This is a genomic window from Roseimicrobium sp. ORNL1 (genome assembly GCF_011044495.1).
Taxonomy (GTDB): domain Bacteria; phylum Verrucomicrobiota; class Verrucomicrobiia; order Verrucomicrobiales; family Verrucomicrobiaceae; genus Roseimicrobium.
Window position 1 is genome coordinate 7,591,022 of the sequence record NZ_CP049143.1, and the last position, 13,445, is coordinate 7,604,466.

The 13,445-nt window shown below is 59.7% G+C and carries 9 protein-coding genes; 1 reads left to right on the forward strand and 8 read right to left on the reverse strand.

Annotation, left to right across the window (positions count from 1 at the left end; translation table 11 throughout):
- Nucleotides 1-87: 87 nt before the first annotated feature.
- Nucleotides 88-2,682, reverse strand: a complete 2,595-nt coding sequence (locus G5S37_RS30730) for an AMP-binding protein (protein WP_206026228.1) — start codon at nt 2,680-2,682, stop codon at nt 88-90.
- Between the two features lie 236 nt (nt 2,683-2,918).
- Between G5S37_RS30730 and G5S37_RS30735 the strand changes: the two genes are divergently transcribed.
- Nucleotides 2,919-3,515, forward strand: a complete 597-nt coding sequence (locus tag G5S37_RS30735; RefSeq protein ID WP_165210449.1) for a class I SAM-dependent methyltransferase — start codon at nt 2,919-2,921, stop codon at nt 3,513-3,515.
- A gap of 243 nt (nt 3,516-3,758) precedes the next feature.
- Here G5S37_RS30735 and G5S37_RS30740 read toward each other — a convergent pair whose 3' ends face one another.
- The 7 genes from G5S37_RS30740 to G5S37_RS30770 form a co-directional block, all read right to left on the reverse strand.
- Entirely contained in the window at nt 3,759-4,289 is a 531-nt protein-coding gene (locus G5S37_RS30740) for an adenylyl-sulfate kinase (RefSeq protein ID WP_165210452.1), read from the reverse strand.
- 22 nt (nt 4,290-4,311) lie between these two features.
- Entirely contained in the window at nt 4,312-5,157 is an 846-nt protein-coding gene (locus tag G5S37_RS30745; protein ID WP_165210455.1) for a sulfotransferase domain-containing protein, read from the reverse strand.
- 73 nt (nt 5,158-5,230) lie between these two features.
- On the reverse strand, nt 5,231-6,559 hold the full coding sequence (locus G5S37_RS30750) for a sulfotransferase domain-containing protein (protein WP_165210458.1): 1,329 nt from the start codon (nt 6,557-6,559) through the stop codon (nt 5,231-5,233).
- A 167-nt stretch (nt 6,560-6,726) separates the two neighbouring features.
- Nucleotides 6,727-9,009 carry a DUF1549 and DUF1553 domain-containing protein gene (locus tag G5S37_RS30755; RefSeq protein WP_165210461.1) on the reverse strand — a complete coding sequence of 761 codons (2,283 nt, stop codon included), beginning with the start codon at nt 9,007-9,009 and terminating at the stop codon, nt 6,727-6,729.
- A 60-nt stretch (nt 9,010-9,069) separates the two neighbouring features.
- Nucleotides 9,070-9,861, reverse strand: coding sequence for a hypothetical protein (locus G5S37_RS30760; protein ID WP_165210464.1), 792 nt, complete (start codon nt 9,859-9,861; stop codon nt 9,070-9,072).
- A 684-nt stretch (nt 9,862-10,545) separates the two neighbouring features.
- A complete protein-coding gene (locus G5S37_RS30765; RefSeq protein ID WP_165210467.1) occupies nt 10,546-11,940 on the reverse strand; it encodes a hypothetical protein in 1,395 nt (464 codons plus the stop codon).
- A gap of 57 nt (nt 11,941-11,997) precedes the next feature.
- Nucleotides 11,998-13,392, reverse strand: coding sequence for a hypothetical protein (locus tag G5S37_RS30770; protein WP_165210470.1), 1,395 nt, complete (start codon nt 13,390-13,392; stop codon nt 11,998-12,000).
- Nucleotides 13,393-13,445 lie beyond the last annotated feature (53 nt).

Consider the following 13,445-nt stretch of genomic DNA (forward strand, 5'->3'; position numbering starts at 1 on the left):
GGGGACCAGCCACTACGATACCACGCAGGGGCTTGGGAAAAGAACGGTGCCGTTTGGGACCGTCTTTCGGGGTGGGTCCCGTCGTTGCTACCCCGCCCGGTCCAGATCCCCCGAATTGCCTGAGACAGAGGCAGCCGCGGCTTCGTTCGTGTCGAGCATCTTGTGGATGACAGAAGCCACTTTGTCCGCGTGCTCCCGGATGTAGCTGAAATGATCGCCGGGAATCCGATGCACCGGCAGCGGATGACGGCTCAGTTTCTGCCAGCCCAGCGAGGGGTCATTCCCCTCGGAGAGAAATCCTTCGCTGTTGATCAACTCCATGGGGAAGTTCACCTGAGGTGTCTCCCACGTGAGCAGGAGGCGGAAGAAGTCCTTCATGTGAGGTTGCAAAAGCTCATCAGCGTTCTCAAAACGTGTTCCGTGCGCCAAGCGGTGTTCGTTGGTCCGACTGTCCAGCAGGATGATCTTCTCCGGCATCCTGTCCGGGGCCACCTGCTCAATCCACCGCGCGATTTCCGCCGCCAGCACCCCTGAGCCGCACTCGCCCATCAAAATGAATGCACCGTGGGGATGCGCGCTCAGCAGTTGCTCGCCGATTTCCGCCGCCGCTGCCGTGAGCGAATGCATGTCACGGTACCTGTCGGTGAAAGCGGAAAGCCTGAGCCCATGAATGGGACGATCCAGATCGAGCATCACCAGCATCTTGGCGAAGACCAGCAGTTCGTTCTCGCTTCCGTGGCCGCCGGGGCAGATGAAGATCGGCGCGCGGGTTCCCTGGGTGCGCATGGTAACGATGGACAGGTTTTTTGCAGGCAGCGCTTGTCCTCCGAAGGAGGTTCCGGCTGATGTCGCCTGGGCTGCCCAGATCGGGATCATCTCTGCGAGGACCGCGACTGTGGGATGATGCAACAACGCCACGGTTGGCAACTCGAAACCGTAGGTCGTCGAGAGCGTGCCCAGCACATTGATGGCGCCGAGCGAGTCGCCACCCAGCTCGAAAAAGTGATCATAGGCACCCACGCGCTCCACGTTCAGCGTGCGTGCGAATGCCGCGGCCACGGTGCGCTCTGTGTCCGTTCTTGGCGCCACAGGGAAGAGGTTGGCTCCCCTCTTCACCGCCGGGTGATCGAGTGTGAGCGAATTGCGATCTACCTTTCCATTGGGAAGCACAGGCAGGCTGTCGAGTTGGATAAACCTGCCCGGCATGGCATCGCCCGGCAGTTCGTTCTGCAGTTCCCGTCGCAGGGCGTCCGGATCCAGGAAGCTATTTTCCCTGGCAATGACCCACGCCAGGATCTGCGCCTGCTTGTTCTCACCGGATGTCACCACGGTGACCGCAGCGGCACGAATGGAGGGCAGCTTGAGGAGCTCGGCTTCCACCTCGGCCGGGCTGATGCGAATGCCTCCCACCTTTGCCTGCAGATCTTTTCTTCCCAGCCACACGAGTGCGCCGTCATCGGGTCGGATGCGACCGAGATCCCCAGTGAACAAAAGGCAATCGCCCGAACCATCGGCCGCCTCGCGAAACTTCCGCCGGGTGGCCTCTTCACGATTGATGTAGCCCGTGGAGAGCGCGCGGCTCTGCACGACAATTTCCCCGGGCTCTCCAAACGGCAATTGCGCGCCGTGTTCGTCAGCAATCCAGATCTGCTTCTCATCCACGGGATATCCCACCGGCACACGATTCTCTGTATTGGGTGTTCCATGGTCAGCCAGGTAGCTGCAGAGGATCCCCGCACCCTCTGTCATGCCCAGCACATTTTGAAACACCGCGCCTCGAGGGAAGAGCCTTTGAAACGCGTCCAGATCCGACGCGAAGACCTGTTCGCCGCCCAGCAATACAAAGCGCATGGAGCGCAACGTGGACGCATCCTTCACCGCAGACACGAAGGAGCGGAACAACGTGGGCACCGAATGGTAGAACGTGATCTCATTGGCCTCGATCCAGTCCGGCAGCTTTTCCAGACCGCTGCCGCGCACATCGTAGATGTGAAGGCACGCGCCGTTCAGCAGCGCTCCGAAGATGTCCATCATCGCCGCACCAAAGGTAGGCGAGATGAGACAGGTGAGCCGGTCCGCTGGTGAAATCTTGCCCAGCCGGGTCATGTTCCGGATGTTGACCAGCAGGGCGCGATGGCTGCGCACCACACCGGAAGGCGTGCTGGTGGTGCCCGAGGTGTAGTTCATGCACAGCGGTGCCCCCGCTTGGATCGGCACCGCGTTTGCGTTTGTCTCATCTTCGGACGCATCCTTCGCGGCTTGAATCATGTCCGCCACATCCAGTCGTACGATGTCTGGACCGGTGAGCGTGTCTGCCACCTGCATCGTGTCTTTGGTGATCAGGGTCTTTGCCCCCGAGTCTTCCAGCATGAAGCGGAGTCGCTCCACGGGCAGGGAGGGATTCAGAAAAACATAGGGTCTGCCCGCAGCGACTGCACCCAGGATGGGTGCAATCATGGAGGCCTCATGACGCAGTAGCAGCGCCACCGGAGGGCCAGGCGGGCCCAGAGCGCGTTGAATGGCGCGTGCTTGCTTCCAAAGCTGGCGGTAGGTCAGTACTCCCTTCTCCCCAGAGACCGCAGGGCGGTTCGCATGCGCCTGCACGATGCTCTCAAACCGCTGCCACACATTTCCTTCTGTACCTTCTTTGGGGAAATCACGGTACAGCGCGTGGGTGGCCACCTTGACGCGCGCCCTGCCACGCCACTGCTTCCACCTCAAGCTTACATTTGAAATCGACCGCGTCATAGATGACTGGATGCACCCTGCACAAACCAAACCCTCCCAGTGCACTGAGCCGCATGTCAGATAAACAAACGCGTCAGCAAGATGGAGCCGCACCGGTCCCAACCACGGTTTCACAACACAGTCAAGAAGCGTGCCCTCCAGTTGCTTCCAGTTGCAGAGAAATCACAGAAGTGGCCAATCTTGGGTTCGAACCCGTCTACAGAAGCGGCCATCCGGAAAAGCTTCCGTGGCACTGGGCGGGCCTGGATCCCGATGTAGCACTCGCATTGCAAAAGCTGCACATCACCGGAGGACGCATCGTGGATTTGGGAGCAGGTGCCGGGACTCAAGCCGTGGCTCTCGCGCAGCGTGGCTTCGAAGCATGGGCCACCGATTTTTCAGCGGCAGCCATGCAATGCGCGGCAAGTCTTGCCACCGAGAAAGGCGTCTCTGTCACCTGCGTGGTGGATAATGTGTGCAACACCAAGCTACAGGAGAATTTTGATCTGGTGTTGGATCGCGGCTGCTTTCATGTCGTCCCTCCAGCGCAACGTCCTGCCTACCTCTCCTCCCTCGCGAAGATTCTGCCCGTGGGTGGCCTGCTCTTCCTCAAATGCTTCAGCATTGCTGAACCTCCACGACCAGGTCCCTTCCGCTTCTCAGAGAAGGAGGTGCTGGAATACTTCGGTGCAAATTATGAGCGAATCGATGGATGGGACACGGAGTTTCACGGCACACGCCAGCCGCATCCCCGGGCTATCTTTGTGATCTTGCGGCGTGTGTCCTGACTGGGTGCGAGGTCTGTGAGGGGCTGTTCCATTTGAAGGTGGAGCGGCGGGCATGCAAAGGAGCGTGGACACTCTTGTCCGCTATCGCTGATGCACCACCTCCCTTCATCCAGCAGGCAAGGCCACATTCCACTAGCTGCTCCAGAGACGTCTCCAGTTGCTTCCGCATGATGGAGCTCGATGCACTACAGAACGGCGGACAAGAGTGTCCGCGCTCCTTTGCGCGCTCTTTCGCTTCCTGCACTATGTGGCCTCTTGAAGGAACCGCCGGGCCATCTGCCACGTGACTTCGCAGCAGGCTTCCGGGTCTGCTTGATTGGTATCGATCACGCCATCCACTTCGCTTTCGTCAGGCTCTTCAAACGTGTCTGCGGCAAAGTGCGTGATCAATCCCTGCTGCGCCCGTCGATAAAGTCCCTTCGGGTCGCGCGCCGCGCAAACCTCGTGGCTGGCTTTCACGTGGATCAGGCGCAACTGGTCCCCCAGGATGCTTCTCAAGAGCGCGCGGTGATGCCTTGCCGGACACATGGTGGCACCCACCACTGTCATCCCCTGCGCACTGGCCAGCCTCGCAATCTCCGCAGCGCGGCGGTGATTCTCCGTGCGGCTGGCATCATCATAGCCCAGGTCCGCGCACACCCCCGCCCGAAGTTCGTCTCCATCCACGAGCTGCACCGTCCTGCCCTCCTTGCGCAGGTGTTCTACGATGCTGCTGGAGAGGGTGCTTTTTCCCGCGCCGGATCGACCAAAAAACCAATAGATGATTCCACTCATGCTGGATGACAAAGAACACAGTTCATAGCTGCAACCGCGCACGTAGCAACGCGGTTTGAGCCTCGGTACGGCGCACGGACTGGTGCATCATCTCGGAGGCCTCGAGGCACTGCATCGCGGTATTCGCAGCCTGTTCTATCCAGGTCTCCCAGACATCCGTGTTGGATTCCATTTCCGCCTCCTCGTAGCCGAGTGTGGACATCAGTTGTCCGTGAAACACGCGGAAGAGCCAGTCCACTTCCCGGGTCCAGTCTGCTGGACGTTCCCATTGAGACTTGCCCTCGCGGAAGACAAGCGGCTCTCTCTGCTGCAGGGTCGCAAACGGATTCGCCCAAGGACGCGGCTCCACGGTGTGGCTGACGAAGCCAGCCAGGCGCTGTAGCAGTGCGGGTGATGCCTCACGAAGATCTTCGAAGCGTACCAAGAGGCGCGGCGCGCTCGCGAATTCGTCATTCCACGCGTGGTAGTGGGAACTCCAGTCCCCGTAGTAATCATGTCCCGTCACCAGTTCGACGAGGGTCCGGCCGATCTCCGGCAGCAGTTTCTGGTGGTATTGCAGGTAGCTGTAGATGGCCTTGCGTCCATTTCGCACCACATAGATGGCAGGCTGGTCATCGATGGGACCTTCATGCGTCTTGACCAGATGCACCTGTTCCGAGGCCGTGGCCATGGGATAGAACTCCTCCCATGGCATCTCGGGATGGATCTCGCCGAAGGCCTGGCTGTTCTCATTGGGGCTGACCTTGGACTGCAGAAGGCGCGGCCATTCGGTGCGCTCGGGCAGTGAATGCAGTCCCATGGTCTGCTGGAGAACGGTGCGCAGTAGCGTATTGCCACTGCGAGGATAGGAGGCTAGCCAGATGATCATGTTAGTCCTGACGGGTAATCGCAGCAGCCATGCAGCCGCGCATTCGGTCCATTCCACGGATGATTGATTCCGTTCATCCTTGCTCCTCCATTCCCCACGCATCCTGCCTGGCTCCTGCGGTGTGCACCCAGCCAAAATGATAGACGCGATATGACATGGTTCTGGCATCCCCGGCCACGGTTGCTCCCCCACCCTCGATCTTGAAGGTGAGCTTCCAGTCTTCGCTCGTGTTTCCCACGCAAGCGGACAAGTCCAGGATGATTCCTTGCTTGGTGGCTGCTATCTCTGCTGTGGTGATGGTTCGGCCGCTTTGATCGAGCACGCACAGGGTTGCGGGGAGGAGCTCAATAGAGGGTCCGGGTTCCAGTTCGAGCTGTAGGTGCGTCATGCCGCCACTGGGTCGGCGCACGGTCATCTCCGCTTCGTCAGCGACCCAGCAGAAGCTCTGGCCCTCATGCTCTTCCACGGAATACCATCCCGTACCGCTGATCAGCACATCCTGCTGCAGGGAGTTTTCCGGTCGTGCTGGACCACTCTGCAACCACTGGCGGTCGAGCAGGGGGAAGTCAGCGCGGCGGGAGGCACTGACGAGTTCGGGTGCCCGCTCATGATAGTGCGGCGGTGGTATGGGCATGTCCTTCTCAGAGCGCAGTTGGTTGGGTGGCACCGGGAGGGTTTGCTCTGATTCATATCCCGTGGCGATCAAGACCTTGCCGTACACGGTGTAGAACTTCTCCAACACCTCTCCCTTCAGATGGTTTCGCCAGTCACCGGCCACTCCGCGCCGGTAGTGGGAGCTGCGGTCCTCCGTGCCGGGTTGACGACCGCTCCTTTTCTGGAAGGCCATGGCCTGCACCGCATTCCGCAGCATGGCCTTGGAAACCTTCAATTCACTGTGGTCCAGGATGCTGCCAAAGAACTCCATGGGATCCTTGAGCGCATCCTCGTAGCGGTAGATGGGGACATCACCCCCAAGCCATGAAAGCTGGATGGTGGCGGCATTGCTGATTCCCAGACTGATGATGTGTGCCAACCCTTCTTCATCCGTCATGTCCTTCAGCTCATCCCGCATCCCGGTGACATCACCTTCCACCAGAGTGGGATGGCTGTACCGGAGGCTGAAGTAGAGGGATACAAAAGTGTCCCGCAGATCCCGCATCACAAAAAACTTCCGGTGATGGGCCGGGACTTTGATGGACTCGAACTCAGCCCTCGAAGCATACACCGTGGGATAGATGCGACCCTCCTGGATGGGAAACTCGTGAAAGTGTCCGGTCCAGGCCTGGGGATACACGATGCGATGGGGAAAGAGCGAATCGAGAATCTGGTAGACCCATTGCGACCCGGTCTTCATGTGGGTCAGATGAAAGATGGTCGCAGGACTTCTGGAGGCGCTGGGCATGGGGGCGCGATGCTCTTGAAAATCTCAGCTGTCTTTATTCCGCTCCGGCATTGCGGGCATGAACGATGCCGCCGCCGTCCGGGACAACTCCGTTCCATCTTTAGATGCGGCTAGGCATTCTCATTACGTCATGCCTTTAGCTGCATGCGTGGCGAGGACGGCAGAGGCTACTTGCGCAGCACGAACTCCTTTGCATTCACCAGGCTCCACGCCAGGTCTTCCAGCGTGGTCCGCTTGTCCTTTGCCTGGCTGAGCATCGCGGCCATGGCCTCCTTTTCCTGCGCGGAGGGGGCACGTGTCAGCACACTCCAGTAGAGGGACTCCACCTTCGCGGCGTCATCACTCTTCTCATTCAGCAGGCGGGTGAGGAGATTGGATTTGCTCTTCAGCAGGTTGTTCACCTGGGGACCGCTGATGAGCGAGAAGGACTGTCCCATGGTGGTCTCATCACTGCGCTCGCATTCACAGGCGAGCAGGCGCGGGGGCTGGCCGAACTGCGAGAGAAAGGCCACACCGGTGTCACTGCCGGCTTCTTTCTTGCGGCGATTCAGCGGCCCGGGAAGCTGCACCGCCTTGGTCGCCGTGGGGAATTCATCAAACTTCGCCTGTACGCCGAGCCCTTGATGCAGCGCATCAAAGAGCTGCTCCGCCGTCAGCCGGCGCACATAGGCATAGGCGAAGTTCGTCGTGTCCGCGGCATTCGAGGCATTCGGCTCGCTGCTGAGCTGGTAGGTCCGCGACTGCATGATGATGCGGATGATGTGCCGCATGTCATAACCGCTTTGCACGAACTCCTCCGCGAGCTTCTTGAGCAGCTCCGGATGTGAGGCAGGGTTCGTGGCGCGGAAGTCATCCACCGGATCCACCAGACCACGGCCCATGAGGTGGTACCAGATACGATTCACCTGGGCCTGGGCAAAGAGCGCATTCGTGGGGCTGGTCACCCAATCAGCCGCGGCATCCAGATCCTGTTGCTGGTCCAGCACCTTTGCATCGAGCTCGGCAGCGCCCAGTAGCTTGGCCTTGGCCTGCTCACCCGTACGAGGGTTGATGACCTTGGTGGACTTGGAAATCTGCACCACCTGCTCGCCCTTGAAGCGATGCTTGTCACTCTTGTCCTCGACCTCGTTGTTGATGATCTTGTAGTCCACGCGGGAGAACACCGCGCTCCACTGGAAGTAATCATCCTGCGTCCAGCGATCGAAGGGATGGTTGTGGCACTGCGCACACTGCAGGCGCGTGCCGAGAAACACACGGGCGATGCCTTCCGCGCGCGCATTGGGTTCGCGCATGGCGCGGTAAAAGTTTGTCTGTGGAACCGAGTAGGTGCTGCCCTGGGCCGCGAGCACCGCGTGGGAGAACTTGTCCACCGGCATGTTGCGCGCCACCGCATCGCGGATCCACGCGTGGAAGGCGGTCATGCCTTTCACATCCATGGTGCGGGACTCCACGCGCAGCGCATCCGACCACTTCACCGCCCAGAAGTCGGCGAAGGCGGCAGTGGTCATGAGCTGATCCACTAAGCGCGCGCGTTTGTCCGGCGCCTTGTTTGCCACGAAGGCTTTCGCCTGTGTGGCCGTGGGCAGGGCACCGCACAGGTCGAGATAGGCGCGGCGCACGTACACCTCATCGGTGCAGAGATCGCTCGGCGTCATGCGCAGGGACTTCAGCTTTGCGAAGACCTGGCGATCCACGAAATTGTTCTGCGGCGTGGGCGTCCACACAAACTCCGGTCGCGCTGCGATGAAGGCGAGACGCACCGGCTGTTGCTTGTTCAGGTAGCGCACCACGATGGTGGGTTCGCCTTCCTGCAGTTTCTCCACGCGGCCTTCCTTGCTCACCTTGATGAGTCCCACCTGCGCCGGCTCATACACAGCGAGCTTCGTCACATCCTTCTGAGTGCCATCGGAGAAGGTAGCCGTGGCCTTGAGCTGCACCACCGTCTGCGGTTCCACGAGGATCTGTTCGCGCGGGGTGACTTCGAGCTTCTGTAGTTCCGGTTCGCCCGGCGTGTGCCGGCGAGCGCCTTGGGCAATCCAGTCGCGCAGCACCGCGTACTCCCAGGAGTTCTTGTCGAAGCGTTTGCCGCCCTCGTGCGCCAGGGCCTGGGTGGCCTTTTGCAGCAGCAGGCTGCGCTCGGGCTCCATGAGATTCACGCGGCGCCCGCTGACATCCTGCACCAGCGCAGCAAAGTCGTAATCCGTATCATCCCCGCGCAAGGACATCTTGAAGCCACCCTTGCCCGTGGCATTGCCGTGGCAGTTGCCCAGGTTGCACCCCGCCTTCGCGATGGCCGCCTGCACGTCGTTCTTGAAGGAAATCTCCCCCGCGACTGCCGGCACAACGCCCCCCAGCGACGACGCCACACCCGCCATGGCCAGCAAGGCCGCGGAACGGGAACGGCTGATGAAGGTGCGGTGGGACAACGACACTGGAAGAAAGAAACGCATGCTGCGGACCAATCTTCCGGGGGACTGCCGGGACTCACCCGTCGCGGTCCTGCCTTCACCTCACGGCTCAAACTCCGGCCGGAAGGTGAACTCCAAAGGCACGCCCTCATCCGCGCCGAAGGTGACTGTCAGATGGTTGCCTGGTAGAGGGCGGGGGACACGTCCTTTGTAAATGAGGCCGTTGTCGGGATGATTGTCCACAAATCCCACGAGTTCCAACGGCTCGCGGTGGGTCGCGGCATGGTCAGAAACGGGCAAGCCCCCATTCCCTTGCGCATCGGCAGCGTGGAGCATGACGAGCACCTGTTTCTCCATGCGGGGGCTGATGGTGACGCGAAACGACACTGCAGAAGTTCCTTCGCTCTGGACGTCATCCAGCCGGACTTTGCGGCCCAGAAGGGTAAGCACTTCGTGATAAGGTTCGGTCGGGGTAGTCTCCAAACCTTCAACGGGCACCGGCACGCGTTGGAACGTGACCTTCTCTGCGGGAGTATAGTCGCTATCGAGGTTTCGAAGCGCTCGGAACCGCACCCTCCATACTTGGGAATCATTCCAGAGCGCTCTTCCCACCACCTCGGCTCCGCCGGAAGGGGTGCTTTTGGGCCAGTACGCGATATTGCTCTTGGAGTCCTCGATCAGCCATTCATAGAAGGAGTACCTTCGGTGGGCGGGCTCATGCCCGTCCACGTTCATCTCAAACCGAAGGCCACCAGTGAGTTGGCTGGCCACGCGGGAGCGCACCACCCGGGTAAGATTGAGGGTGTGATCATGGCAGGCAGCCTTTGCTGGAAGTATCTGAGGCGTAAGAGGCGGTACGGGTGCGTCTTCTTGAAGAGCATTGCGGATTTTCATTTCGGCAACTACCTCTCCCAGCTTGCCATTGTCCCGCTGTTCCCAAGGTTGCTGTTCGGATTCACCTTCGCGACTTCTAACTCGGAGCTGTATGTGCTTTTGGTCCCTCGGCACGCAGCCCTCAAAAGCTACCCACGGGGTATCCCCGCTCTTCCCTGGAAAAGAGACGCGGTTGAAAGAAAACGGCCAGGTTTCAGATTCGTAGCCCTGGTCATCGACCCAGAAGAACCGCCAGCTCTCTTCGTTGAATGTAGGACTCACTTCAAACCACAGCACCTGCCTGGATGCACAAGAAAAGTTCCTGGAGATGCCTCGCTTGCTGAGCGGAACGGGGAAGTGACGTTGGAGCGACCAAGGCAGCCTTTTCCACACGGACTCCCAGGCAGTCTTCTTCGGCTTGAGTTCGTAATCGTGACTATTGAGCGGGTCGATACCTGCTGGACGCGAATTCTTCGGTTCAATGAATTCCAAAAATGTAATGGAGCTTCCATCAGGCAATCGCGCAGTGGTGGAGCCGTGTAGTACGAGCATGTAGGCAATCCATCCCCCGACAAGCATGATCGCTCCGGCTGCCCAAGGCCAGTGACGGCGCTTTGCTGGGGGCTCTGTAGTGACATTCTCGATCATGATCGCAGCCTGTTCATGACAGGTGCCATCCGCAAATCAAGACCATGCCCCTATTCTTTACTGCTCAAACTCCGGCCGGAAGGTGAACTCCAGAGGCACGGCTTGTTGCAAGCCGAAGGTGAAGTTCATTTCTTCGAGTCCCGTGGGGCGCGGGTTGCGCATTTGATAGCGCACTTGAAACACCGTGTGCTTGCTGTTCCGTTCTATAGCGTAGGCGGAAGTCCCCAGAAACATGGGTGAAATTGGAGACAACGGCCTTCCTTGTCCGTCCGCCACATTGAGCATCAGCAGGTCACGACCACCGACAGGGGGCGTGACGGTGATTTTGAAGTTAACCATGTCGCTGCCGATTTCCACGGAGTCCACCTGAAGGCGGTGGCCTTTCACGGTGTAGGATTCCGTCCAGGGATAGACTTGGGGTGTGGCCTGCCCTGCGGGCGGAGGAGAAACCGGGAGGCGCTGGATCACGAACTTCTCGTCTGGCGCAAAGTCCTTCTCCAGATAGCGGCAGGCGCGGACTCGTGCCTTCCAGACTGGTGCATCACTCCACAGGGCGCTGCTGAAAAAGTGATTTTTGTCAGGACTGTTGAGATAGTTCGCTGTCATGGTGGTGCCAGCAGCGTTTTCAAAAATCCAGTCGTGAAGCTGAAACTTGCTGGCGATGGGGAGGCCATCATCAAGATGCATTTCAAATCGCAGTCCTCGAGTGGGCTGGCTTACAACCCGGGAACGAACCACCCTTGAAAGAGTGACGGTGTGATCACCACACGGAACAGTCACCGGCAGCATTTGAGGGGTGAGGGAATGGACGGCCTCGCGACGGTACAACGGATTGTTCAACCACATGTCAGCGGCGAGCCCACCCAAGTCGCGAGGGCTATTGGGGCGCCATTGCTCGCCGGCACGACTTCGGATCCTCAAGTGCAACTTCCTTCCTCCCGTGGGCATGCATCCCTCCACCACCAGCCACGCGGAAGCAGGTGCCGCCGAAGACGCAACGGCCTCAGATTCGTAGCCTTGCTCATCCACCCAAAAGAACCGCCACTGCTGGTGATCAAACTTGTCGCTCACCATGAACCACACCGATTGTTTGCTGGCAGAGTCGAATGCCAGCGAAACAAAATCGGCCTGCCGGGGCTCAGGGACGAAGCGACGCAGGGTATCGGGCAGGCGCTTCCACATGGGTTCCCACTCGCTCTGAAAGGGACCACGCCCGTGCTCATAGATCGGTGGCAGCCAGGGATCTGCCGACGCGGCGGTGCCTCGGGCTTCGGCGACTTCCACAAACGTAAGGGTGTTGCCATCGGGGAGAGTGACTGAAGAACGCGCTTGGGTGGCCACCAAATAAGCGAACCAAACGACCAGGAGTACCACCAGCGAAAGCACCACCATCATGGGCCATCGCTTTCGACTGTTCTTGTTCTCCCGCGGGGTCTGGGCCTCGGTCGTCATTCTACTTCAGGTTTGGTGCAAACATTGGAAAATGCAGAGTGTCCAGGATCCGGGACACTACGGCTTGAATTCCGGTCGGAAGGTGAACTCCACCGGCGTGACTTCTTTGAATGCAAAGGTCAGGGTCAGGGTGTTGCCCACGGCAGGCCGGCGACACCGGCCCATGAGCTTGCTGGCGGTGCTCCCCAATTCTTCCAAATGAAGAGAGGCGGCATGTTTTTCCCGGCCATAGGAAGTCTGGGAGGTCTGGCTTCCTGATTCGTCGGCGGCATGCAGCATCTGCAGACTATGACCGTTTACGGGGGGGCTGATCGTGATTGGAAACACCACCTCGTTCGGCCCCCTCGACTTCACATCGCCGAGGCGGATCGTATGCCCGCCGATGGTTTTTTCGCAGTGCCAGCCCACGGAAGTCCAGCCTTTGAAGCCTGCTGGCGGGGGCATGGGCATGGGATCCAGCACGAAGATTTCGTCCGCGCTGTAGTACTTTGGATCCTCGTACACCGGCACAAAGCGGATCCTCCACACGGTTGTGTCACTCCACGGCGCGCAGTCCCACTCCTGGCCTTTGCCAGAGAAGGTGCCGCTGACCGGAATCATCACGTTGCCAGTTCCGTCTTCGATGGTCCAATCACGCATGTCGAATCGACCATCCTTCGAGCCCGGGCCATCGAGGTGCAGGTCCAGATGCAGGCCGAGAGTGGGTACACTGACGACGCGCGGCCGCATCGCTCCAGCCAGGGTGAACGTGTGCTCACCTATGCCGACCTTCGCTGGAAGCGTCTGCGCGGTCATGGCGGGGGCTGGAGTGTTGCTTCGCAGGGGGTTGCGGAATTTTACCTCCGCGACGACTTCGCCCAGGACACCTTTGCCGCTGAAACTTTGCTCTTCGCCTTTCTTGGATCTCACTTTCAGGTGCAGCAGCTTCTGGCTGCGGGGCACATTGCCTTCCATCCCGAGCCAGGCGCCGTGATACTCGATGAACCGGGAGTTCGCCTCGGTCTCATATCCCTGGTCATCCACCCAGAAAAATCTCCATTGGCTTTCTTCAAAGGGCCCATCAATGGCAAACCACAACGCAGACCGCACCGGGGAGTTAAATCCGCTCGCCATCCCCGGAGTAGCGCGCTCACCGGGAAGGAGACGGTCCAGGCGTTCGGGAAGCCATCCCCGAAGTTTATCCACCATGCCGACTGGGATCTCGTACCCATGGGTGTAAACAGGCAGGCCTGAGCCATTCTCGTGCAGACTCCCCCTCGTCTTGCTTTCCACGGCTTCCAAGAAAATGATCCTGGTGCCTCCTGGCAGATGCAGGATCGCCGGCTTCCGGGACATGAGCATGTAGCAGGCCCAGGCTGCCAGGCAAAGAACCCCCAAGCCGATGACGAGCCCAAGACGGCGCTTTTCATGAGTCTGCGACCCGGCTTGAGCGTGAGCCTTTTCCTCTTCCATGGCGGCATCGTGCCAACTTCCTCACTGCTAGGCAATGCTCCTGTGACCGGAAC

Excerpts from the sequence above, each read along its gene's own strand:
- G5S37_RS30760 (WP_165210464.1), bottom strand. The coding sequence starts at position 9,861 with ATGAAAATCCGCAATGCTCTTCAAGAAGACGCACCCGTACCGCCTCTT.
- G5S37_RS30750 (WP_165210458.1), bottom strand. The coding sequence starts at position 6,559 with ATGCCCAGCGCCTCCAGAAGTCCTGCGACCATCTTTCATCTGACCCAC.
- G5S37_RS30755 (WP_165210461.1), bottom strand. The coding sequence starts at position 9,009 with ATGCGTTTCTTTCTTCCAGTGTCGTTGTCCCACCGCACCTTCATCAGC.
- G5S37_RS30770 (WP_165210470.1), bottom strand. The coding sequence starts at position 13,392 with ATGGAAGAGGAAAAGGCTCACGCTCAAGCCGGGTCGCAGACTCATGAA.
- G5S37_RS30765 (WP_165210467.1), bottom strand. The coding sequence starts at position 11,940 with ATGACGACCGAGGCCCAGACCCCGCGGGAGAACAAGAACAGTCGAAAG.
- G5S37_RS30740 (WP_165210452.1), bottom strand. The coding sequence starts at position 4,289 with ATGAGTGGAATCATCTATTGGTTTTTTGGTCGATCCGGCGCGGGAAAA.
- G5S37_RS30745 (WP_165210455.1), bottom strand. The coding sequence starts at position 5,157 with ATGATCATCTGGCTAGCCTCCTATCCTCGCAGTGGCAATACGCTACTG.